Source organism: Streptacidiphilus pinicola (assembly GCF_003258295.1).
GTDB lineage: Bacteria > Actinomycetota > Actinomycetes > Streptomycetales > Streptomycetaceae > Streptacidiphilus > Streptacidiphilus pinicola.
The window spans coordinates 1-21015 of sequence record NZ_QKYN01000163.1 but is presented as its reverse complement, the minus strand read 5'-3'; the positions used below and the strand labels follow the sequence as shown (position 1 = coordinate 21015).

General features: G+C 71.5%; 20 protein-coding genes and 1 tRNA gene. 14 read left to right on the top strand and 7 right to left on the bottom strand.

Annotation, left to right across the window (positions count from 1 at the left end; translation table 11 throughout):
• Positions 1-137 precede the first annotated feature (137 nt).
• The 3 genes from DN069_RS33315 (at position 138) to DN069_RS33305 (ending at position 2940) form a co-directional block, all read left to right on the top strand.
• On the top strand, positions 138-944 hold the full coding sequence (locus tag DN069_RS33315) for a TetR/AcrR family transcriptional regulator (RefSeq protein WP_243640089.1): 807 nt from the start codon (positions 138-140) through the stop codon (positions 942-944).
• Positions 945-998: 54 nt separating this feature from the next.
• Positions 999-1763 (top strand): hypothetical protein, encoded by a 765-nt coding sequence (locus tag DN069_RS33310; RefSeq protein WP_111506979.1) that lies wholly within the window; start codon positions 999-1001, stop codon positions 1761-1763.
• Between the two features lie 322 nt (positions 1764-2085).
• Positions 2086-2940, top strand: coding sequence for a deoxyribonuclease IV (locus DN069_RS33305; RefSeq protein WP_243640087.1), 855 nt, complete (start codon positions 2086-2088; stop codon positions 2938-2940).
• 3 nt (positions 2941-2943) lie between these two features.
• Here the strand turns inward: DN069_RS33305 and DN069_RS33300 are convergent, their stop codons facing one another.
• Together DN069_RS33300 and DN069_RS33295 are read right to left on the bottom strand one after the other, a co-directional pair.
• Positions 2944-4221 (bottom strand): GNAT family N-acetyltransferase, encoded by a 1278-nt coding sequence (locus tag DN069_RS33300; RefSeq protein WP_165845748.1) that lies wholly within the window; start codon positions 4219-4221, stop codon positions 2944-2946.
• A gap of 10 nt (positions 4222-4231) precedes the next feature.
• Positions 4232-5596, bottom strand: a complete 1365-nt coding sequence (locus DN069_RS33295; RefSeq protein WP_111506976.1) for an MDR family MFS transporter — start codon at positions 5594-5596, stop codon at positions 4232-4234.
• Positions 5597-5701: 105 nt separating this feature from the next.
• Here DN069_RS33295 and DN069_RS33290 point away from each other — a divergent pair, with 105 nt between their 5' ends.
• Positions 5702-6460, top strand: coding sequence for a phosphoglyceromutase (locus tag DN069_RS33290; RefSeq protein ID WP_111506975.1), 759 nt, complete (start codon positions 5702-5704; stop codon positions 6458-6460).
• Between the two features lie 511 nt (positions 6461-6971).
• On the opposite strand, the gene phoU is transcribed toward DN069_RS33290, so the two are convergent.
• Entirely contained in the window at positions 6972-7655 is a 684-nt protein-coding gene (gene phoU / locus DN069_RS33285; protein WP_111506974.1) for a phosphate signaling complex protein PhoU, read from the bottom strand.
• Between the two features lie 178 nt (positions 7656-7833).
• Between phoU and DN069_RS33280 the strand changes: the two genes are divergently transcribed.
• From DN069_RS33280 to DN069_RS33235, 9 genes are all read left to right on the top strand, one after another.
• On the top strand, positions 7834-9162 hold the full coding sequence (locus DN069_RS33280) for a sensor histidine kinase (protein ID WP_111506973.1): 1329 nt from the start codon (positions 7834-7836) through the stop codon (positions 9160-9162).
• Between the two features lie 5 nt (positions 9163-9167).
• A complete protein-coding gene (gene phoP, locus DN069_RS33275; protein WP_481557188.1) occupies positions 9168-9845 on the top strand; it encodes a two-component system response regulator PhoP in 678 nt (225 codons plus the stop codon).
• A gap of 97 nt (positions 9846-9942) precedes the next feature.
• Positions 9943-10524 carry a hypothetical protein gene (locus tag DN069_RS33270; RefSeq protein ID WP_207892360.1) on the top strand — a complete coding sequence of 194 codons (582 nt, stop codon included), beginning with the start codon at positions 9943-9945 and terminating at the stop codon, positions 10522-10524.
• A gap of 341 nt (positions 10525-10865) precedes the next feature.
• Positions 10866-11348, top strand: coding sequence for a CarD family transcriptional regulator (locus DN069_RS33260; RefSeq protein WP_030255707.1), 483 nt, complete (start codon positions 10866-10868; stop codon positions 11346-11348).
• A 246-nt stretch (positions 11349-11594) separates the two neighbouring features.
• Positions 11595-12359, top strand: a complete 765-nt coding sequence (ispD, locus tag DN069_RS33255; protein WP_243640084.1) for a 2-C-methyl-D-erythritol 4-phosphate cytidylyltransferase — start codon at positions 11595-11597, stop codon at positions 12357-12359.
• Positions 12349-12870, top strand: coding sequence for a 2-C-methyl-D-erythritol 2,4-cyclodiphosphate synthase (gene ispF, locus DN069_RS33250; RefSeq protein ID WP_111506969.1), 522 nt, complete (start codon positions 12349-12351; stop codon positions 12868-12870). The genes ispD and ispF overlap by 11 nt, the downstream gene beginning before the upstream one ends.
• 154 nt (positions 12871-13024) lie before the next feature.
• Entirely contained in the window at positions 13025-14419 is a 1395-nt protein-coding gene (gene cysS / locus DN069_RS33245; RefSeq protein ID WP_111506980.1) for a cysteine--tRNA ligase, read from the top strand.
• Between the two features lie 43 nt (positions 14420-14462).
• Entirely contained in the window at positions 14463-15446 is a 984-nt protein-coding gene (rlmB, locus tag DN069_RS33240; RefSeq protein WP_111506968.1) for a 23S rRNA (guanosine(2251)-2'-O)-methyltransferase RlmB, read from the top strand.
• Positions 15447-15636: 190 nt separating this feature from the next.
• Entirely contained in the window at positions 15637-17109 is a 1473-nt protein-coding gene (locus DN069_RS33235; RefSeq protein WP_243640082.1) for a DoxX family protein, read from the top strand.
• Between the two features lie 112 nt (positions 17110-17221).
• Here the strand turns inward: DN069_RS33235 and DN069_RS33230 are convergent, their stop codons facing one another.
• The 3 genes from DN069_RS33230 to DN069_RS33220 form a co-directional block, all read right to left on the bottom strand.
• Positions 17222-18007 (bottom strand): nucleotidyltransferase family protein, encoded by a 786-nt coding sequence (locus DN069_RS33230; protein WP_243640081.1) that lies wholly within the window; start codon positions 18005-18007, stop codon positions 17222-17224.
• Positions 18008-18076: 69 nt separating this feature from the next.
• A complete protein-coding gene (locus DN069_RS33225) occupies positions 18077-18505 on the bottom strand; it encodes a hypothetical protein (RefSeq protein ID WP_111506965.1) in 429 nt (142 codons plus the stop codon).
• 150 nt (positions 18506-18655) lie between these two features.
• Positions 18656-19756, bottom strand: coding sequence for an ABC transporter ATP-binding protein (locus DN069_RS33220; protein WP_111506964.1), 1101 nt, complete (start codon positions 19754-19756; stop codon positions 18656-18658).
• A gap of 250 nt (positions 19757-20006) precedes the next feature.
• On the opposite strand from DN069_RS33220, the gene DN069_RS33215 reads away from it, so the two are divergent.
• Positions 20007-20083 (top strand) — tRNA-Thr (locus DN069_RS33215).
• A gap of 694 nt (positions 20084-20777) precedes the next feature.
• On the opposite strand, the gene DN069_RS41100 is transcribed toward DN069_RS33215, so the two are convergent.
• A partial coding sequence (locus DN069_RS41100) for a hypothetical protein (RefSeq protein ID WP_207892359.1) occupies positions 20778-21015 on the bottom strand: 238 nt, incomplete at its 5' end.

Here is a 21015-nt window from a genome sequence, read left to right as displayed (position 1 = left end):
CGCGGGGGGCGGCCGCGGCAGCCGCCGGCCGGGCCGCGGCCGGCGGCGGGGCCGACGGTGGCGTGGACGGTGAGGTGGACGACGTGCTGTCCTGCGGCGCCGCGTGCCGCCGGCCGCCGTCCGGATAGCCTCGATCCGTGACCGACGATCTGCCTGCCCAGCCCGCGACGTCCGCCGAGACCGCTGAGGGCGGCAAGACGGCGAAGAGCGAGCGCACGCGTGCGCTGATCCTGGAGACCGCGATGCGGCTCTTCAAGGAGCGGGGCTACGAGAAGACGACGATGCGTGCGATCGCCGCGGAGGCGGGCGTCTCGGTCGGGAATGCGTACTACTACTACGAGGGCAAGGAATTCCTGATCCAGGGGTTCTACGACCGGATGACGCACGAGCACCTGGTCGACGCGCGGCGGCGGATGGACGGCCGGACCGACTTCTCCGAGCGGCTGGCCCTCGCGCTGGAGTCCTGGGTCGACTGCGCGGCGCCGTACCACGAGTTCGCCGCGCAGTTCTTCCGGACGGCGGCCGACCCGAACAGCGCGCTGAGCCCCTTCTCGAACGAGTCCCACCCGGCCCGCGAGACGGCCGTCCAGCTCTTCCGCGAGGTGCTGGACGGCTCGGACCTCGCGCCGAAGATCGACCCGGAGCTGGACGAGCTGCTGCCCGACCTGCTCTGGCTGCACCTCATGGTCGTGGTCCTGTACTGGGTCTTCGACCGCACCGACGACACCGAGCGCACCCGCGCCTTCGTCCAGCGCTGTGCGCCGTTCGTCGCCAAGATCGTGACCCTCTCGCGCTACCGGGTCTTCCGCCCGCTGGTCCGCGACGCGGTGGACATGATCAAGGAATTCGTCCTGCCGACCATCGGCCGGACAACCGCAGCGAAGCCGGCTGAACCGGCCGACTCCGAGGGCACCAAGCGCGGGCGACGGCGCAACGGAGGCTGATCCGGGCCTTCCCCTTCACCCTCCGCCCCGCGTGGGAGTGGAAGGAGACGGGGGATGACGACGACGGTCGCTCTGGACGGATCGGCGCCGCCGACCAAGCAGGCGCTGTGCTGCGTGCTGCTGGCGGGGGTCGAGGCCGCGGGGGTCTCCGCCTGGATGGCGACCCTGCCTGTGCAGGACAGCCTGTGGATGGGCGTGCCGCTGGTGCTGGCCGCGTTCGCCTTCTCCGCCAGCTGGCGGTCCTTCCGCGCCGCCTGCTTCGTCATCGGCGGACTGCTGTTCCCGCTGTCGGTCCTGGGAATGTTCGACTGCTGGTTCTTCCTGTTGCCGGCGGGCGGATTTCTCTTCCTGGCCGGTGGGGTGGCCCGACCGCCGACGCCCCACGAGGCCGCGTCCGCGCGGCCGGTGGACTGGGTCCTGCGCGCGCTGCTTGCGGGCGTATTGGTCAACTCGGTGCTCTCGGCGGTGTGGTGGACCATCAACCCGCACGAAGGAAACACGCTGATCACCTCCGTGTGGATGGCCTGGCCGGGCCTCGTGGTGCCGTTGATCCCCTTCTGGCCGCGCACGACCGAGCGGCTCCGGGTCACCTGCACGAGCCTGGCGGGGGCGTTGCCGCTCTTCGCACTCGGCGGACTGACGCTCGGCTGGGGCCCGATGGTCTTCGCGGCCCCGCCCCTCCTCGCCGTCGCCGGCTGCACTTCGACCCGCCCGAACGTCCGGCAGTACTCCGCGGCGCTGGCCGTCGTGATGGTCGGAGTGACCACCATCCTCTGGTGCGGCCGACTGCTCGGCCCACGCGGCGTCATCACGTTCTGATGCCCTGCTGGTCGCCGCCGCCGCGGCGGTGATCCAGTGGCCGCCGCCGGACGGCTCGTCGGGTCGACGACCTCGTCCGCCTCGTCGCCCCGGAGGAACTGCCCGCGGCGAGCTGACCGGCGCTCCACCGCAGCGAGAGCCGCCCCGGCCTCCCCCTGGCCGGGGCTTCGCCGCGCCGTGGCATGCTGCACGGGTGAACGACCAGCCCGACCAGCCGCTCCGTGATCAGCCGCTCCGTGATCAGCCGCTCCGTGAGCAACCGCTCCGTGATCGCCCGCTCGGAGAGCGGCAGCGCCGGAGTCGCAATCCGATCGGCGCCCATGTGCCCGTAGCGGGCCGCGGGCTCGTGGGGACCGGGCTCGCGTACGCGGAGAACATCGGCGCGGAGGCGGTGCAGGTCTTCGTCGCGAACCCGCGCGGCTGGGCCACGCCGGCCGGGGATCCCGCGCAGGACCTCGCGTTCCGGGCGGAGTGCGAGCGGCGGGAGCTGCCCGCCTACGTCCACGCGCCGTATCTGATCAACTTCGGCTCGGACACGGCCGCCACCCGTGAGCGCTCCGCCGAGTCGCTGCGCCACTCACTGGTGCGCGGGCGCGCGATCGGGGCGCGCGGAGTCGTGGTGCACACCGGCTCGGCCGTCGGCGCCGGTCGGCGCGCCGAGGCGATGGCCCAACTGCGTTCCGACGTACTGCCGTTGCTGGACCAGGCCGAGGCGGACGATCTGCCGCCGCTGCTGCTGGAACCGACGGCCGGTCAGGGACAGTCGCTCTGCTCGCGGATCGAGGACCTCGCCGAGTACGCGGCGGCGCTGGACCTGCACCCGCGGCTCGGCGTCTGCCTCGACACCTGCCACGTCTTCGCCGCCGGCCACGACCTCGCCGCACCCGGCGGGGTCTTCGCCGCGCTGGACCTGCTGGAGTCGTCCTTCGGCCCGGGACGGCTCGGGCTGATCCACGCCAACGACAGCAAGGACGTCGTCGGGGCCCGCAAGGACCGTCACGCCAACATCGGCGACGGCCACATCGGTGCGGACGCCTTCGCCGAACTCTTCCGCCACCCGGCGACGGCCGGTGTCCCGCTGATCCTGGAGACCCCGGACCGCAGCGCCGCCCCGGGCTTCGGCCACGCCGCCGACGTCACGACCCTCAAGCGGCTGCGCACCCGAGTGGCTGATTGAGCGTCAGAACACGTCGGCGCACCACGGCGCACGGTCCGTGCGGAGCACGCGCTGCGCCGAGCGGAGCCCGCCCTGACGGCGCTCCTCCAGCAGGCCGGCCTGCTCCAGCACGGCCAGCGGGTGGTGGCCGAAGTAGACCGCCGCCAACTGGCTGACGTCCAGGGCGAAGTCGACCTCCGTCTGCTCCGGCCCGGCGGGGACGCAGCGGCCGCTGCCGTCCGGGGCCGCCTCCAGGACGAAGCGTCCGGGGGTGTAGCCCATGCCGTCGGCGACCTCGAAGACCACGCGGCCGGGCTCGGCGTAGGTGCGGGCGGAGAAGGCCTGCGCGACGTCGAGGATGCGGACCCAGAGGAAGTCCCCGGTGCTGTCGTTGTTGTCGATGCACGCGCGCTGGTCGTGCAGCGCCAGCGGGAGCGGGGAGTCCGGGGCGATGTCCCAGACCTCGACCCGCTGCACCCAGTCGACCTGCAGCGCGTAGCGCCAGAGCGCGGCCTCCGCCGGCCAGTCGACGGCGAAGTAGTCGACGACCTTGAGCGTGACGTCGTGCGGCAGCCAGTTGCGCCACTCGTCGGTGACCTCGTAGGCGAGCAGGCCCGCCGGGACGCCCGCGGCGTCCCGGTAGAGGGCGACCAGCGGCTCCTTGAAGGTCTCGCCGGGGCGGGTGACCTCGCCGGTCTTCGTCCGCCACTCGAACTCCTCGCGGGAGACCGCGCCGGGGCGGGTGCGGCGGAAACGCTCGTGCAGCTCGGGGGCGATCTTGCGGTACTCGTCCAGGGTGATCAGCTCGACGCCGCCCTCGTCGGAGGCGGCCGGGACGCGGATGCCGCCCGCCCGCTGCTTGTCGATCAGCTGGCCCTGCTGCGCGCTGGCCGGGCCGAAGCCGTACCGGCCGTAGATGCCGAACTCGGCGGCGATCAGCATCGCGAAGGCCTCGCCGCGGGCGACGGCGGCGTCGAGGTCCTGACGCATCATCCGGGTGAGCAGGCCACGGCGGCGGTGCGTGGCGGAGACGGTCACGTTGGTGACCGCGTCGGCGACCGCCGTCGCGCCGCCGGGCAGGGTCAGCTCCTTGGCGAAGCTGCGGAAGGTGCCGACGCACCGCCCGCCGTCGAACGCGCCGATGGCGCGGCCGAGCTCGAACCGCCCCCGGAGGTAGTCGATCCAGCCGTCGGACATCGGCCGCATGAACCCGGCGTTGAGGGCCTGCCCCCAGGAGCTCAGGTCCTCGTCGCCGATGACACGGATCTCGATCCCGGTGCTTGCGCTGGTGCTCTGTCCCATGCTTCGCACTCTAGGAGCAGGCGCTGACAGCGGCATCCGAATTCCCGCCGTCCCGGACACGCGTCGTGGCCGACGCCGAAGCCGGTTCCGCCGCGGCGGCGAGGCGAGCGGCCTCCAGGTGGCGGCCGGAGCTGCCCCGGGTCAGCCGGACGTAGCCCAGAGCCGCGACCACACCGACCAGCGCACAGGTCAGCCACACCGAGCCCGCTCCCCAGGAGGTGAGCATGACGCCCGCGACCAGCGGCGCCAGGAACGAGGACACCTGCCAGGCGAGCGAGTAGGCACCCTGGTAGCGGCCGCGCCCGTGGACCGGCGAGAGCTCCGCCACCAGCGCCTGGTTGACGGGCGTCCAGATGATCTCGCCGACCGTCCACACCACGACGCTGAGCATGTAGACGCCCATGCCGCCGGCGCCGGCGCCGGTGCCCGGCGTGAACGCGCACAGCGCCATGCCGAAGCCGAAGAGCAGCGAGGAGACGACCTGGACGGCGGTGCGTCCGCGCCGGCGGACCAGCCGGGTGGCGGGGATCTGGGCCAGCACGATCAGCAGGCCGTTGAGCGCGACGACGAGCCCGTAGTCGGTCGCGGAGTAGCCCTGGCGGCCCATCACCACGGGGACGGCGACCTGGCCCAGGCCGATCGTCATCGCGATCAGGAAGGTGAGCCCGACCAGCGAGATGAACGGGCCGTCACGGAAGACCGTGCCGAGGCCGACCGGCTCCTCCGCCGCGGCCTGCTCCTCGGTCACGGCGGGCTGCCGCTCCGGGCGGGTCTCCGGGATGCGGAGGAAGACGACGAACGCGCAGAGCAGCGTGCTGATCGCGTCGCCGTAGAAGAGCAGCAGGTAGCCGTGGGCGGAGAGCACACCCGCCACCGAGGCGGAGACGGCGAAACCGATGTTGATCGCCCAGTAGTTGAGCGAGAAGGCCCGCACGCGGTCCCGGGCGGGCACCAGGTCGGCCATGATCGCGGAGATCGCGGGACGGGCGGCGTTGCTGGTCAGCCCGAGCAGGCCGGCGACCAGCGCGATCAGCGCCGGCTGGGTGGTGTAGCCGAGCAGGACCGTGGTCAGCGCGGCCAGTGCCTGCGCCGCGAGCAGCGTGGGCCGGCGCCCGATCCGGTCCGCGAGCACGCCGCCGCCGATCGCGCCGAAGACGCCGCCGAGCCCGAACGCCGAGACGACCAGACCGGCCACCGCCGGGGAGAAGCCGCGCTGGGTGGTCAGGTAGAGCGTGAGGAAGGTGACGACGAAGCTGCCCAGACGGTTGACCAGCGTGCTGGTCCACAGCCACCAGAAGGTGCGGGGCAGGCCGCCGACGGATTCGCGGACAGCGGCGCTCAGACGGGGGAGGCGGGTGGGGACAGGCGTGGACATATGCGCTCCGACCTCGGCAGGTAAGTGTCAGACGAGCAGGTGGGACATTACTCGCCCGTGAGACGGCGGCGCCAGCGGTTTACGACCTGGACTAGGCTCGTCGCCATGGCTGATGCTCCCTACCGTCTTGTGCTGCTCCGTCACGGCGAGAGCCAGTGGAACGAGAAGAACCTCTTCACCGGCTGGGTCGACGTCGACCTGAACGAGAAGGGCGAGAAGGAGGCCGTACGCGGCGGCGAGCTGCTCGCCGCCGAGGGCCTGCTGCCCGATGTGCTGCACACCTCCCTGCTGCGCCGCGCGATCCGCACCGCGCAGATCGCGCTGGACCGCGCGGACCGTCACTGGGTGCCGGTACACCGCAGCTGGCGGCTGAACGAGCGCCACTACGGCGCGCTCCAGGGCAAGGACAAGGCGCAGACCCTCGCCGAGTTCGGCGAGGAGCAGTTCATGCTGTGGCGCCGCTCGTACGACACCCCGCCGCCGCCGCTCTCCGACGACTCCGAGTACTCCCAGGTCCACGACGTCCGCTACGCGGACCTCCCCTCGGACATCCGCCCGCGGACCGAGTGCCTCAAGGACGTCGTCCACCGCATGCTGCCGTACTGGTACGACTCGATCGTCCCGGACCTGGCGGCCGGCCGCACGGTCCTGGTCACCGCCCACGGCAACTCGCTGCGCGCCCTGGTCAAGCACCTCGACGGCATCTCCGACGCGGACATCGCCGGCCTCAACATCCCCACCGGCATCCCGCTCCTCTACGAGCTCGACGCCGACTTCAACCCCCTCACCAAGGGCGGCCGCTACCTCGACCCCACCGCCGCGGCGGCGGCCATCGAGGCCGTCAAGAACCAGGGCAAGAAGTAGGCCAAGCAGGAGCCTTCACGAACAAAAGGGCCCCTCACCTGCGGAGACATTCGCGGGTGAGGGGCCCTTCGCGTTACTCTCCGCGCCCGGTGCACGCGATGTGCGGGCGGCGACGAGGGCCCGACGGGCCGTCAGGGTAGCGGGCGTCAGGGACGGGATGACGCCGGTGGGTGAGGCGGGGTCAGTGCGAGCAGCAGCCGCCTCCGCACTGGCAGGTGCCTCCGGACTGGCAGCCGCAGCCGCAGCCGGAGCCGCAGCCGCAGGCTCCGAGGAGTGGGAGACGGACGGGTTCGGCCGACGGCGGTGGGGGGTTCTGGGACGGGGGAGTCTGAGTGTGGGCCATCGAGACAGGTCCTCCTCGTGCCTTCTCGGCCCGCCTGGACGGTGGGCCTGACCTGCCTCCCAGTGAATGCGCCCCTGCACAGAGCGTCAACGGGCGTACGGAATCACCCGTACGCCCGTTCGCGCGCCCCCGCCGGGAGGCGATTGACGGCCGGAGCCGCCAGGAGAGTCAGGAGCCGTTGGCCTCGTCGCCGGGCTCGGGGACGAAGTCGTCCGCGTGCTCGCCGGTGACCAGGAAGACGACGCGCTTGGCGACCGAGACCGCGTGGTCGGCGAAGCGCTCGTAGTAGCGGCCGCAGAGGGTGACGTCGACGGCGGTCTCCACGCCGTGGTGCCAGCGGTCGTCCAGCAGGTGCGCGAAGAGCTGCTTGTGCAGCTCGTCCATGCGGTCGTCGTCGCGCTCCAGCTCGAGCGCCGCGTCGACATCCTTGGTCGCGATGACCTGGCCGGCCTTGGCGATCAGGCGCTGGGCCAGCTGGCCCATCTCCAGGATGATCGGGTGCAGGTCGGCCGGGACGGCCGACTCGGGGTAGCGCAGCCGGGCCAGCTTGGCCACGTGGCGGGCCAGGTCGCCGCTGCGCTCCAGGTCCGCGCTCATCCGCAGCGAGGTGACCACGATGCGCAGGTCGGTCGCGACCGGCTGCTGCCGGGCCAGCAGCGCGATGGCGCGGTTCTCCAGGTCGTGGTGGAGCGTGTCCAGCTTCTCGTCGGCGGCGATGACGCTCTCCGCCAGCTCCAGGTCGGCGTCCAGCAGCGCCGTGGTCGCCCGGCCCATCGCGGAGCCGGCCAGGCGGGCCAGCTCCACCAGGCCGTCGCTGATCGAGTCGAGTTCCTCGTGGTAGGCGTCGCGCATGCTGCTTCTCATCCCTCCTGGACGGGTGTTCGTGTTCCACTGTGCGCTCCCCGGACGACCCGGGCGCTCAGCAGGAGTGAACCAGTGGAGACGTGAAGGTGAATTCTCGGCGACCGGCGGCTGAGCGCATTCTCCGGGGGTTACGGCTGGTCACCGACGTGCGCTTACGCTGATTGGCATGGATGTGAACGTGGCCGCCGCCTCTTTGAGCGCGCTCGTCGGGCTCGGGGTCGGCCTTACCGCCGCGCTCGCCTTCCGCTGGAGCGAGAAGGAGAACATGCCCTCGAAGCGCAGCGCCCAGCAGGAGGAGCCGGCTCTGCCGCCCGGTGTGGACACCGTGCTCTCGGTGCTGCGCTCCTGCGCCGTCGTGCTGGACGAGAGCGATCAGGTGATCAAGGCGAGCTCCGCCGCCTACGCCCTCGGGCTGGTGCGCGGCGGGGCGATCGCCGTCGACGCGATCCTGGCGATGGCCCGTCTCACCCGCAGAGACGGGGAGATACGCCAGGCCGACCTGGACATCCCCCGACGCGCCTCCGGCGGCGGTGAGCTGCTCGCGGTCTCCGTGCGTGTCGCGCCGCTCGGCTCCAGGCTGGTGCTGGTGCTGGTCGAGGACCTCACCGAGGCCCGCCGGATCGAGGCGGTCCGCCGCGACTTCGTCGCGAACGTCTCGCACGAGCTGAAGACCCCGGTCGGCGCGCTGTCGCTGCTGTCCGAGGCGGTCCAGGACGCCAGCGACGACCCGGAGGCGGTCCGCCGCTTCGCGGGCCGGATGCTGATCGAGTCCGCCCGCCTGACCAACCTGGTCCAGGAGATCATCGAGCTCTCCCGGGTCCAGGACGACATCCGTCTGGTCGACGCCGAGCGGGTGCCGGTCGACGAGCTGGTCGCCGAGGCGATGGACCGCTGCCGGCACCAGGCCGCCGCCAAGCAGATCACCATGGCGGCCGGCGGCATCGCCGGACTCCACCTCTACGGCAACCGCGGCCAGCTCGCCGCGGCCCTCGGCAACCTCGTCGAGAACGCCGTGAACTACAGCCCCGCCCGCACCCGGGTGGCCATCGCCGCCCGCCGGGTGCCCGGCGGCAAGCAGGACCTGGTCGAGATATCCGTCACCGACCAGGGGGTAGGTATCTCCGAGAAGGACCGCGACCGGATCTTCGAGCGCTTCTACCGGGTCGATCCGGCCCGGTCCCGCGCCACCGGCGGCACGGGCCTCGGGCTCTCCATCGTCAAGCATGTCGCCGCGTCCCACGGCGGCAGCGTGGCGGTGTGGAGCGTCGAGGGCCAGGGCTCGACGTTCACCCTGCGCCTGCCCGCGGGAAAGAACGACGTGAGCGCCCTGCTCGCCGGAAGCGTCGACGCCAACGAGCCCCTCGAGGGCGAGGACGACGCCGACACCGAGGCAGGCGCGGACCAGCAGCTCGTCGTCCCCGCCGAGCTGACCGCCGACCCCCATCCCCCCACTGCTCCCACCAACACCCCTGCCGCCCCGGAGGCCATGCCGTGACCCGTGTGCTTGTCGTCGAGGACGAGGAGTCGTTCAGCGACGCCCTGTCCTACATGCTGCGTAAGGAGGGCTTCGAGGTGGCCATCGCCGCCACCGGCCCCGACGCACTTGATCAATTCGAGCGCAACGGCGCCGACCTGGTGCTGCTCGACCTGATGCTGCCCGGACTTCCCGGCACCGAGGTCTGCCGACAGCTGCGGGCCAAGTCCTCCGTGCCAGTGATCATGGTCACGGCCAAGGACAGCGAGATCGACAAGGTCGTCGGCCTGGAGATAGGGGCGGACGACTACGTCACCAAGCCCTACTCCACCCGCGAGCTCGTCGCCCGCATCCGCGCGGTGCTGCGCCGCCGCGGCGAGACCGAGGAGACCACCGGCGGCCCCGGCGCGCTGGAGGCCGGCCCGGTCCGCATGGACGTCGACCGCCACGTGGTCACCGTCGACGGCGCCAAGGTCGACCTGCCGCTCAAGGAGTTCGACCTGCTGGAGATGCTGCTGCGCAACGCGGGCCGCGTGCTCACCCGCATGCAGCTGATCGACCGGGTCTGGGGCGCCGACTACGTCGGCGACACCAAGACGCTCGACGTCCACGTCAAGCGCCTGCGCGCGAAGATCGAGCCGGACCCGGGCGCGCCGCGCTACCTGGTGACCGTGCGCGGTCTGGGCTACAAGTTCGAGCCCTGATCCCGCCGGAACTTTCACCCGAACGAGAACGAGAAGGGCCGGGGCGGCCGTCGGGGAGGCCTTGTGGGTCTCGCCCGGCTTCTTCGGGGCGTGCGCGGTGGCCGAGCCCGAGGCGGTCGGGAGCGCACTGCCGGTCGGCAGGACGCTGGGCACCTCGGTCGGGGTCGGGGCGGCCGGCGCGTACGGGGCGTACTCGCCGGTGCCGGCCTGGATCTGCGCGATCAGCGTCACCGAGCCGCCGTTGGCGAAGACGAAGGTGACCGGCTCGTTGGCGCCGGCCGGCTGGTCCAGCGTCGGCACGATCGCGGTGGTGGCGTTGGCGCCAGGGTTGCCCAGGCTCAGCGCGGCGCCGGTGGCGATGGCCGTCGGGCCGGTCAGGGTGGCGGCGGTGGTGCCGACGGTGACCGAGACGAGGTTCTCGGGCTGCTGCTCGTTGTTGGCGATGCTCGCGATGACGCTGGCCGGCGCGTTGCCGTTGGCGTCGGCGACGATGGCCACGCCGTTCAGCTTGAGCTGGCCACCGTTGACGGAGGTCGCGGCGGCGTTGGGCTTGACCTGGAGGGTCGCCGCGCTGGACCCCGCAGAGCAGGCGGCGAGGACGGGGGCGATCGCGACGGCGATGACGGCGGCGACCGCGCCGCGACGAAGACTGCGGCTCACGGCGGAGAGTTCTCCTTGAACGTTTTGAGGTTCTGGTCCGCGTTCAGATTACCGAGGGCCTTTATCCGCTCCACACGGGGTCGCCCGTGTCGCGCGATCGCCGCTCGGCAGACCCACCCGGACGAAGATCAGATCACGGTTGAATAACGCCCCGAGCGCAAGATCATTGCATGGTGACGGTGTGCGCGCAGGTTCGTGGACAACCGCTCCCACCTGCGAGAAGGGCTTCTCGAACAGGGGTCGCAGCATGGAAGCGGGCCCGTTGTCAAGCCTGCGGACCAGCTCTGACCTGCGGAAACGCCCTTCTGATACGGCCTGAAGCGTGTTACTCTGGAAAGCCACGGAAGGGGTACCTGTCACATGACGTTCAAGGTTGGCGACACCGTGGTCTACCCCCATCACGGGGCCGCGCTGATCGAGGCCATCGAAATTCGCCAGATCAAGGGTGTGGACAAGACCTATCTGGTGCTCAAGGTGCAGCAGGGCGACCTGACGCTGCGCGTGCCCGCAGAGAACGCAGAGTTCGTCGGCGTGCGCGACGTGGTCGGCCAGGACGGTCTGGACCGGGTCTTCGAGGTGTTGCGAGCACCGTACACCGAAGAACCGACCAACTGGTCCCGCCGCTACAAGGCGAACCTGGAGAAGCTCGCCTCGGGTGACGTTATCAAGGTCGCCGAGGTTGTGCGCGACCTTTGGCGTCGCGAGCGTGAGCGCGGGCTGTCCGCGGGTGAGAAGCGGATGCTCGCCAAGGCACGCCAGATCCTGGTGAGCGAGCTCGCGCTCGCGGAGAACACCAACGAGGACAAGGCGGAGACGCTGCTCGACGAGGTCCTCGCCTCGTAACAGGCAGGCGGTTGTGCGCCCTGCCCGCGCACAGACGCATGCCCTACGTGGTTCCTGTCGTTCGTCCCAGCGCCTGGCGGTCGCATCGCCGGGCGCTGAGGCGTACGTGGAACCGCGAACGCCGAGGCGTGCGTGGAACCATGAAGCCGTGCTGTGCAAGCTGTGCTGTGCCGCGCGGCCGGGTCTTCCATGCCGGACGCAAGCGTCAAGGTGCGCTTCACGGAAGGGCGCTGAGCCCGGCACGCCTTGACCGTACCCACATCCCCGAAGGGACCAAACCTGAACGCCGCAGCAGTGGTGCCCGCAGCGGGCCGGGGCGAGCGACTGGGGCCCGGTGCCCCGAAGGCGCTGCGCGAACTCGGCGGGGTGCCCATCCTCGTCCACGCGGTCCGGGTGCTGGCGCGTTCGCGCGCCGTCGAGACTGTCGTGGTGGTCGCGCCCAAGGACGGCGTCGCGGAAGTGCGAGCACTGCTCGCCGACGCGATCGGTGAACGCGAGAGCGCCGTTCTCGTCGTGGTCCCCGGCGGCGACACCCGCCAGGAGTCCGTCCGGGCCGGCCTCGCCGCGCTCCCGCCCGGGGTCGACGTCGTGCTCGTCCACGACGCCGCCCGCCCGCTCGTCCCCGTCGACGTGGTCGACGCCGTCGCCCGCGCCGTCGCCGACGGCGCCGAGGCGGTCGTGCCGGCCGTCCCGCTCGCGGACACCGTCAAGCAGGTCACCCCGGCCCCGACCGCCGGGCTGCCCGAGCCGGTCGTCGCCACACCCGACCGCTCCACCCTGCGCGCCGTGCAGACACCGCAGGGCTTCCGCCGCGACGTGCTCGACCGCGTGCACGCCAAGGCGGTGCAGGAGGGCATCGACGCCACCGACGACGCCGGGCTGGTCGAGCGCTTCGGCGGTCGCGTCGTGGTCGTGCCCGGCCACGAGGAGGCGTTCAAGGTGACCCGCCCGCTGGACCTCGTCCTCGCCGAGGCCGTCCTGGCCCGTCGGAGGTCCCGCGTTGAGTACTGAGCCGCCCGCCGCCGGCGCTGAGACGTCCGCCACACCTCCCTACCGGCTGCCGCGCACCGGCATCGGCACCGACACCCACGCCTTCGCCCCCGGCCGCGAGCTCTGGGTGGCCGGGCTGCGGTGGGAGGGGTACGAGGTCGGGCTCGAGGGCCACTCCGACGCCGACGTCGTCGCCCACGCCGCCTGCAACGCGCTCTTCTCGGCCGCCGGCCTCGGCGACCTCGGCGCCCACTTCGGCACCGGCCGCCCCGAGTGGGCCGGCGCGCCGGGCGTGAAGCTGCTGGCCGAGGCCGCGCGCATCGTGCGGGCGGCCGGCTTCGAGATCGGCAACGTCGCGGTCCAGGTCGTCGGCCCGTTCCCGAAGATCGGCAAGCGCCGGGAGGAGGCGCAGGAACTTCTGTCGGCCACGGTCGGCGCGCCCGTCTCCGTCTCCGGTGCGACCACGGACGGTCTCGGCTTCCCCGGTCGCGAGGAGGGCCTCACGGCCGTCGCGACCGCGCTGGTCTACTGAGGGCGCCGCCGAGCACCCGGCAGGGGGCGCCGCACCGACGCACCCGCGTCGCGCCGACGCCGCCGCACCGCTCACTGCGACGAGTTGAATAAGCCTGTGTGACCCGTCCCCCGAAGGGAGTAGGGCAGTGCCCGCCGCCCACTACCCTGGTGTGGTGAGCATTCGCCTGCACGACACCGCCTCCGGCCAGGTCCTCGACTTCGTCCCGAACACGCCGGGCTGCGTGTCGATCTACCTGTGCGGAGCGACCGTCCAGGCCGCGCCGCACATCGGGCACATCCGCTCCGGCCTGAACTTCGACATCATGCGCCGGTGGTTCGCCCACCGCGGCTACGACGTCACCTTCGTCCGGAACGTCACCGACATCGATGACAAGATCATCAGCAAGTCGCGCGAGTCGGGCCTGCCCTGGTGGCAGATCGGCTACGCCAACGAGCGCGCCTTCAACGAGGGTTACGACGCGCTCGGCTGCCTCCCGCCCACGGCGGAACCGCGGGCGACCGGGCACGTGACCGAGATGGTCGAGATGATGCAGGCGCTCATCGAGCGCGGCCACGCCTACGCCACGTCCGAGGGCAACGTCTACTTCTCCGTCACCTCGTTCCCCGAGTACCTGGCGCTCTCGCACCAGGAGTTGGAGAACCTGCGCCAGCCCGAGGGCGAGGGCGAGAGCGGCAAGCGCGACCCGCGCGACTTCGCCATGTGGAAGGCCGTCAAGCCCGGCGAGCCCAGCTGGCCCACCCCGTGGGGGCCGGGCCGACCCGGCTGGCACCTCGAGTGCTCCGCCATGGCGCACAAGTACCTGGGCAAGGCCTTCGACATCCACGGCGGCGGCCGGGATCTGATCTTCCCGCACCACGAGAACGAGATCGCCCAGTCCAAGGCCTTCGGCGACGACTTCGCCCGCTACTGGCTGCACAACGCCTGGGTGACCCTCAGCGGCGAGAAGATGAGCAAGTCGCTCGGCAACTCGGTGCTGGTCTCCGAGATGGTCGTGAAGTGGCGGCCCGTCGTGCTGCGCTACTACCTCGGCACGCCGCACTACCGCTCCACCATCGAGTACAGCGAGGAGGCGCTGCGCGAGGCCGAGACCGGCTTCAACCGCATCGAGTCCTTCCTGCAGCGCGTGGTCGAACTGCACGGCCACGTCGAGCCCGCCGCCGACGTGCCGCCGGCCTTCGCCGAGGCGATGGACGAGGACTTCGGCGTGCCCGGCGCGATGGCGATCGTGCACACCGCCGTCCGGCAGGGCAACGCCGCGCTGGCCGCGGACGACAAGGAGAGCGCGGTCGCGCGCGCCTCCGAGGTCCGTGCGATGCTCGGTGTACTGGGCATGGACCCGCTCGACCCGTTCTGGGCCGGCCCGGGCTCCGGCGAGGACCTGCACGGCGTGGTCGACTCGCTGGTCCGGCTCGTCCTGGAGCAGCGCCAGGCCGCCCGCGAGCGCAAGGACTGGGCGACCTCCGACGCGATCCGGGACCGCCTGGTCCAAGCCGGACTGAACATCGAGGACCGCGCGGACGGCTCGCGCTGGACCCTCAACAAGTGACCTTTCGTAGTACCCCGTAGGAACAGGAAGCAGGACAGCACCCATGGCCGGCAACAGCCAGCGCAGGAACCGCCGCAACCCCGGATCGAAGAAGGGCGCGTCGGTCGGCACGGGCGGCCACAGCCGTCGGGCGCTCGAAGGCAAGGGCCCGACCCCGCCCGGCGAGGCGCGCAAGGGCCACCCGAAGCAGCGCGCCGCGAACGCCGCGGCCAAGCGTGCCGCCGACGCCAAGGCGCGCGGAGGCATGCGCCGCGGCGGCGTCCAGGGCCGCACCGGCAAGTCCGGCGCGGAGCTGGTCTACGGCCGCAACTCCGTGCTGGAGGCGCTGCAGGGCGACGTCCCCGCGTCCGCGCTCTACGTCCAGCAGTTCATCGACAACGACGACCGCGTCCGCGACGCGCTCGCGCTGGCCACCGAGCGCGGCGTCCCGCTGATGGAGGCTCCGCGTCCGCAGCTGGACAACCTCGCCGAGGGCCACAACCACCAGGGCCTGATCCTCCAGGTCCCGCCGTACGAGTACGCCCACCCGGACGACCTGATCGCCGCGGCGGACGTCAACAAGGACGCTCCGCTGATCGTCGCCCTCGACGGGATCACCGACTCGCGCAACCTCGGCGCGGTGGTCCGCTCCGTCGCCGCGTTCGACGGCCACGGCGTCGTGGTCCCCGAGCGCCGCTCGGCCGGCATGACGGCCGGCGCCTGGAAGACCTCCTCCGGCGCGGCGGCCCGCGTTCCGGTCGCGCGCGCCAGCAACCTGACGCGGGCGCTGGAGTCGTACAAGAAGGCCGGCCTCTTCGTCGTCGGCCTGGCCGCGGACGGCGAGCACGAGATCGTCGACCTGGACGCGCTGACCGGCCCGGTCGTGGTCGTCATGGGCTCCGAGGGCAAGGGCATGTCCCGACTCGTGGCCGAGACCTGCGACCTGACGGCCCGCATCCCGATGCCGGGCCAGGCGGAGTCCCTCAACGCCGGCGTGGCCGCCGGCATCGTCCTCTACGAGGCCGCCCGCCAGCGCGCGAAGAAGTAGGCAGCGCCCACTCCAGGGGCGCGAGGCTGTGCTGATGTGCGGCGCTGCCGCGCGGGGCGCGACCGGTTGGCTGCGCTTCCGCAGTTCATCGCGCCCCTGGCGGGCTGCAACCGGGCGGTTCGTCATACGGCTAAGCCGGTCAGCTGTCAACCGGGAGTGTCCTTCCGGCCCTTTGGGCGGTTAGTGGGATGTGGACACCAGAACACGTACCCGTCCTCGTCCCGCGGCGGCGAACGCCGGTGGGATAGACGGCGGCGAGCCGACGCTCAACATGGTCAAGGTGCCGTCCGACCCCTCGCGGTTGAACACCACCACCGCGAGCTTCCGGGTCCGGTTCACCCCGCCCTCGGGCTCGTTGATCGATGGGGCACCGCTCGGCGTCGGCATGGGCAGACGTGAGTCCATGCTCGTCGGCGCGGGCGCCGTCGGAGCCGTCGGCGTGATGCCGCGACGGCGCGGACGCGTCACGCCGATCACCTGGACGGGGCAGTTGGACCTCGTGGTGCCCGGCGTGACCCCGGGCGTCCAGCCCGGCATGCTCGGTGTACCGCCGCAGACCGCGGCCCGGCGCGCCGAGGAGCTGGAGGCGACGCAGCCGCTGAGCCTGGCCGAACTCGAGGCGTACGACCACGAGTTCGACGACGTCCGGATCTTCGAGCCGGCCGCCCGGCGCCCCCCGCTGCCGGACGCGGGCGAGGGGGCCGGGGCGTCGCAGCACGAGACCTGGCAGTCGAACAAGCGCGTCGACCTGGGCCTGGTGCTGCTGCCGCTGCGCGTCTTCCTCGGCCTGTTCTCCATCTACGCGGGCTTCAGCAAGCTGTGCGACCCGGTCTACTTCAACGGTGGCGCGCGCGGCTCGATGATGCACTGGATGGAGGCGCTGCACCCGTGGAGCGTCGCCCAGCCGCTGCTGGCGCTGGCGCTGGCCCACCCGGTGGGCGCGGGGCTGGCGGTGGCCTTCGTCCAGATCAACGTCGGGGTGCTGGCCGTGCTGGGCCTGTGGCAGCGGTTCACCGCGGCCGTGGCGATGATGCTGGCGTTCGCCCTGCTGGTGACGGTGAGTTGGCGGACGGTCCCGGTCTACGACACGCCGGAGATCATCTATCTGGCGGCATGGAGTCCGCTGCTGCTGGCCGGTGCGCCGATGTTCTCGCTGGACGGGTGGCTGCACCTGGAGGCCTGGCGCCGGCTCGGCGAGCAGGCGCGGGTGGCGCAGCTGCGGCGCCGGGTGATGCGCCGCGGCGTGGTGCTGACCACGGTCGTGGTGGGCGCGACGCTGCTGCTCGGCTCGGCGCTGGGTGCGGCGGTGCGTGCCTCGCACGCCGCGCAGACCACCACGACGACGCAGGAGGCGCCGAGCCAGGCGCCCTCCACCGCGCCGTCCCAGGCGCTGCCGGACGGCTCCTGGCCCTCGGGGGCGGTGCCCGTGCCGGTGGCGACCGGACCGGCGCGGCCGGGCGCGTCCGCGCCGGCCTCGGGGAAGGCCTCGCCCTCCCCGTCCGGGTCGAAGCACCGCCACGGCGGGACAACCGGCCACAGCGGCGCCACGGCCGCCGGCGGCACGGGTGGCGGTACGACGCCGACCCGTAGCCACAACCCTGCGCCCAAGCCGTCCTCGACGGGCGGCAACGGCGTGATCGGCGGCCTCCTGGGCGGCGGCTGAGCCGTCCCTGAGCCGCCCCTGACGTAACGAAGCGGGTGCCCCCGGCCGGGAATGGCCGGGGGCACCCGCTTCTTCGCTTCTTACCCTCTTGCTACGTTTCGATCCGTCAGGATCAGGCGTCGGAGTCGGCCTCGGCGGCGGCGCGGGCGGAGGCGAGCTCCTTGGCGGCCTCGCTGAGGTCCTTGGCGGTGTCGATGGCGCGCCAGTAGACGCCCTGCGGCAGCTCGTAGCCGGAGAGGCGGTGCTCGCGGGCCAGACGCGGGAACGTGGAGCGCTCGTGGTCGCCCAGGTCCGGCAGCATGGCGGCGAAGTCGGAGGAGAAGACGTAGACGCCCGCGTTGATGAGGTACGGCGACGGCGGGGACTCGATGAAGTCGAGGATGTTGCCGAACTGGTCGACGTCCACCGTGCCCCAGGGCAGGCGCGGACGGGCCAGAGCGAGCGTCGCGTGGGCGTCGCGGGCGGTGTGGAAGTCCGCCATGTCGTGCAGCGGGAAACGGGTCCAGATGTCGCCGTTGGTGGCGTACCAGGCCTCGTTGTGGCGCGGCAGCGAGGCGGCGGCGAACTTCAGGCCACCGCCGCGTCCCAGCGGCTCGGTCTCGACGACCGTGGTGACGTTCACCGGCAGGTCGGCGGTCTTCAGCCAGTCCTGCAGGACGTCCGCGAGGTAACCGCAGGAGATGACGACGTCGGTGACGCCCTCCTCGGCCAGCCACTGCAGCTGGTGACCGATGATCGGAACGCCCGTGCCGGGGATCTCGATCATCGGCTTCGGGCGGTCGTCGGTGTACGGGCGGAGACGGGATCCCTGGCCACCGGCCAGGATCACGGCCTGCGTCACCGTCGGCTTGGCCATCGGCGACCCCCCGGCCGAGGGGATGAGGTGCTCAGCGGTCATGGCCTCACCCTAGTGGGCAAAATTGAGAGCGAGGCCAGACGTCACCTGATGGTCACCTGAACCAGTGCATCAATTCGCCGGGGTGAGGGTACCCGCCGCAAAAGACGCATCGCAGACCGGTCGGGCGTAGGACATGGCCTTGTGCACGTCACCGTGGTACTTCCGGACGGCGGCCTGGCCGAGCTCGCGGGCCAGCGAGGAGCAGAACTGGCGCAGCGACGGCTCCCGGTCCATGGTGCGTTCCAGGTCGTTGAGCGCGACGGCGGGGCTCTTGGCCGCCAACTCCCGCAGCAGACGGCCCTTGAGAACGTCCTGGGGGGCGTTGGCGGCGGGCTGCGCCGGGGGCTGGGCGTCGGAGGCGGCCGCCAGCGACTGGACGTCGGCGGTGGCCGGAGGCGCCCAGGACACCTTGGCGACGGCGAGGGTGCCGGTCGTCACAAGGACGAGCGGCAGCACGAAGGCGAGAGATCGGCCGATGCGGCGAACTAGCTGCTTCACAGCGGCGATGCTAGCGAGGCGTGATGATTTGGCGACATTGCGTCACTCCAACGAGTGAGTCTGGTGTCGGAATTCTCCCGAAAAGCCGGAAGCCGCCCGGATGAACCGGGCGGCTTCCTCTCCCTCTTTCGAGGGTCGGCGCGGGTTGACTCAGTCGGTCAGGCGGGCGCCGGTCTTGGTCGAGAACAGGTGCAGCTCGCCCTGGCGCGGCACGACGTGCAGCACGTCCCCGCGGGCCGGGACGGAGCGGCCGCCGACGCGGACCACCAGGTCCTTGTCCGCGCCGCCGACCTTCGCGGTGCCGTAGACGTAACCGTCGGCGCCGAGCTCCTCGACGACGTTCACGGTCACGGCCAGGCCGGCGTCGCCGTCGGCCGCACCCGCCAGGTCCAGGTGCTCGGGGCGCACGCCCACGGTCAGCGTGGTGTCGCCGTTGGCGGACGCCTCGGCGACCGCGTCCCGGGAGACCGGCACCACGGTGCCGCCGAACTGCACGCCGCCGTCGACCAGCGGCACCTCGATGAGGTTCATCGCGGGGGAGCCGATGAAGCCGGCCACGAAGAGGTTGGCGGGCTTGTCGTACATGTTGCGCGGGCTGTCGACCTGCTGCAGCAGACCGTCCTTGAGGACGGCCACGCGGTCGCCCATGGTCATGGCCTCGACCTGGTCGTGGGTCACGTAGACGGTGGTGATGCCGAGGCGGCGCTGCAGCGAGGCGATCTGGGTACGCGTCTGCACACGCAGCTTGGCGTCCAGGTTGGACAGCGGCTCGTCCATGAGGAACACCTGCGGCTCACGCACGATCGCGCGACCCATCGCGACACGCTGACGCTGACCGCCGGAGAGAGCCTTCGGCTTGCGGTCGAGGTACTCGGTGAGGTCGAGGATCTTCGCGGCCTCCTCCACCTTCTGGCGGATCTCGGCCTTGTTCACGCCCGCGATCTTCAGGGCGAAGCCCATGTTGTCGGCGACGGTCATGTGCGGGTACAGCGCGTAGTTCTGGAACACCATGGCGATGTTCCGGTCCTTGGGCGGGAGGTGCGTGACGTCGCGGTCACCGATCCGGATGGCGCCGGCGTTCACGTCCTCCAGGCCCGCCAGCATCCGCAGGCTGGTGGACTTGCCACAGCCGGAGGGACCGACCAGGACGAGGAACTCACCGTCCGCGATCTCCAGCTCCAGCGCGTCGACCGCGGGCTTCTCGCCGCCGGGGTACAGACGCGTGGCCTTGTCGAAAGTCACCGTAGGCATGGTGCTTCTCTCCTCTTCACCGGCAGGAACGTGCCGGACGATCCGTTGTAAAGGGGGTGTCCGATATGAACTTGTCGTCCCCACGTGCGATCGCGCTCACCCGCCGGAGCGGCACGATCGTGATGAGGTCTAGTCCACGCAAGGGGTGAACTCCGGGTGACGTTACCTGTCCGATGGTGTGCTTGTCAGCCCTCGGCCGAGCAAAAACCATCCGCCACCCACTCCACCCGCCCGGTACACTGCCAACCGCGCCTCCTTAGCTCAGCTGGCCAGAGCACCGCTCTTGTAAAGCGGGGGTCGTCGGTTCGAACCCGACAGGGGGCTCCATCCGCGAGTAATCGCGAGAACGTCAGAAGGGCCAGTTCGGAGGCGGTGTGCCTCTCGGACTGGCCCTTCGTCGTTGTTCGGAGGCTCAGGTTGTAGGTGCCGCCCAGCCGCCAGGTGCCGCTGTCCGACCCGACCGGGGGGTCGGAGGTCCCGAAGGGATCGAAGCCAGCAGAGCCACCACGCCCAGACAGCCGGTTCGACCACCGGATCTGGCCTGCTCCGATGAGCTCCGTTCCTTGCCCGGGCCGAAGTTCTCAAGCATCCGTCCCCCTGACTCGTCGTCACGCTTCGTCGCTGTGACCCGTGGGTTTGAGCCCTCCGCCAGAATGAGGCCGTGGAAATCGAGGGTTCACGTCCGGTCGCGCCGCGACTCCTCCTCGTCAGTCGTGTCGGGTGGTTCGTGCTGGAGCGCCCTGTGTTCGTCCCTGCCGGCTGCCGCTTCTGGAGCGAGTCGGATGCACTCGTCGTCCAGCGGCCCACCGGCGAGCAGCGCAGGTATCCGGGCAGGTTGGTTCGCTGAGTCGGGCCGGCCCTCTCAGGCGCCCTCGTGTGGTGCCTCCATCCCGGCTCAGGTGGGCCCCGACCGGGGTCGGGCAGCGTCGAGGTCCGAAGCATGAACGTGGCGCCACCCCATTCCCGCCCATCTCCGTCCGGAGACACGACGAGAAGAAGAGGTCCTCGAGTGGCTGGATTGCTAGAAGTGACCCGAGCAGAGACGGAGCCGGTGCTCGATTCCGGCCTGCTCGACGTGCTGCGGGAGGCTTCCGTGCGTACCGCGCGGAGTGGGCGGCCCGACGAGGAGGCTCTGCGGGCGGTGCGGGGTTCCGGGTTGCTGGGGCTGGTGGTGCCGGTCGAGTACGGCGGGGCCTTCGGAGGTCAACGCCGTGGTCGGGGAGGTCGCGCGGGTCGATCCGTCGACGGCGATCATTCTC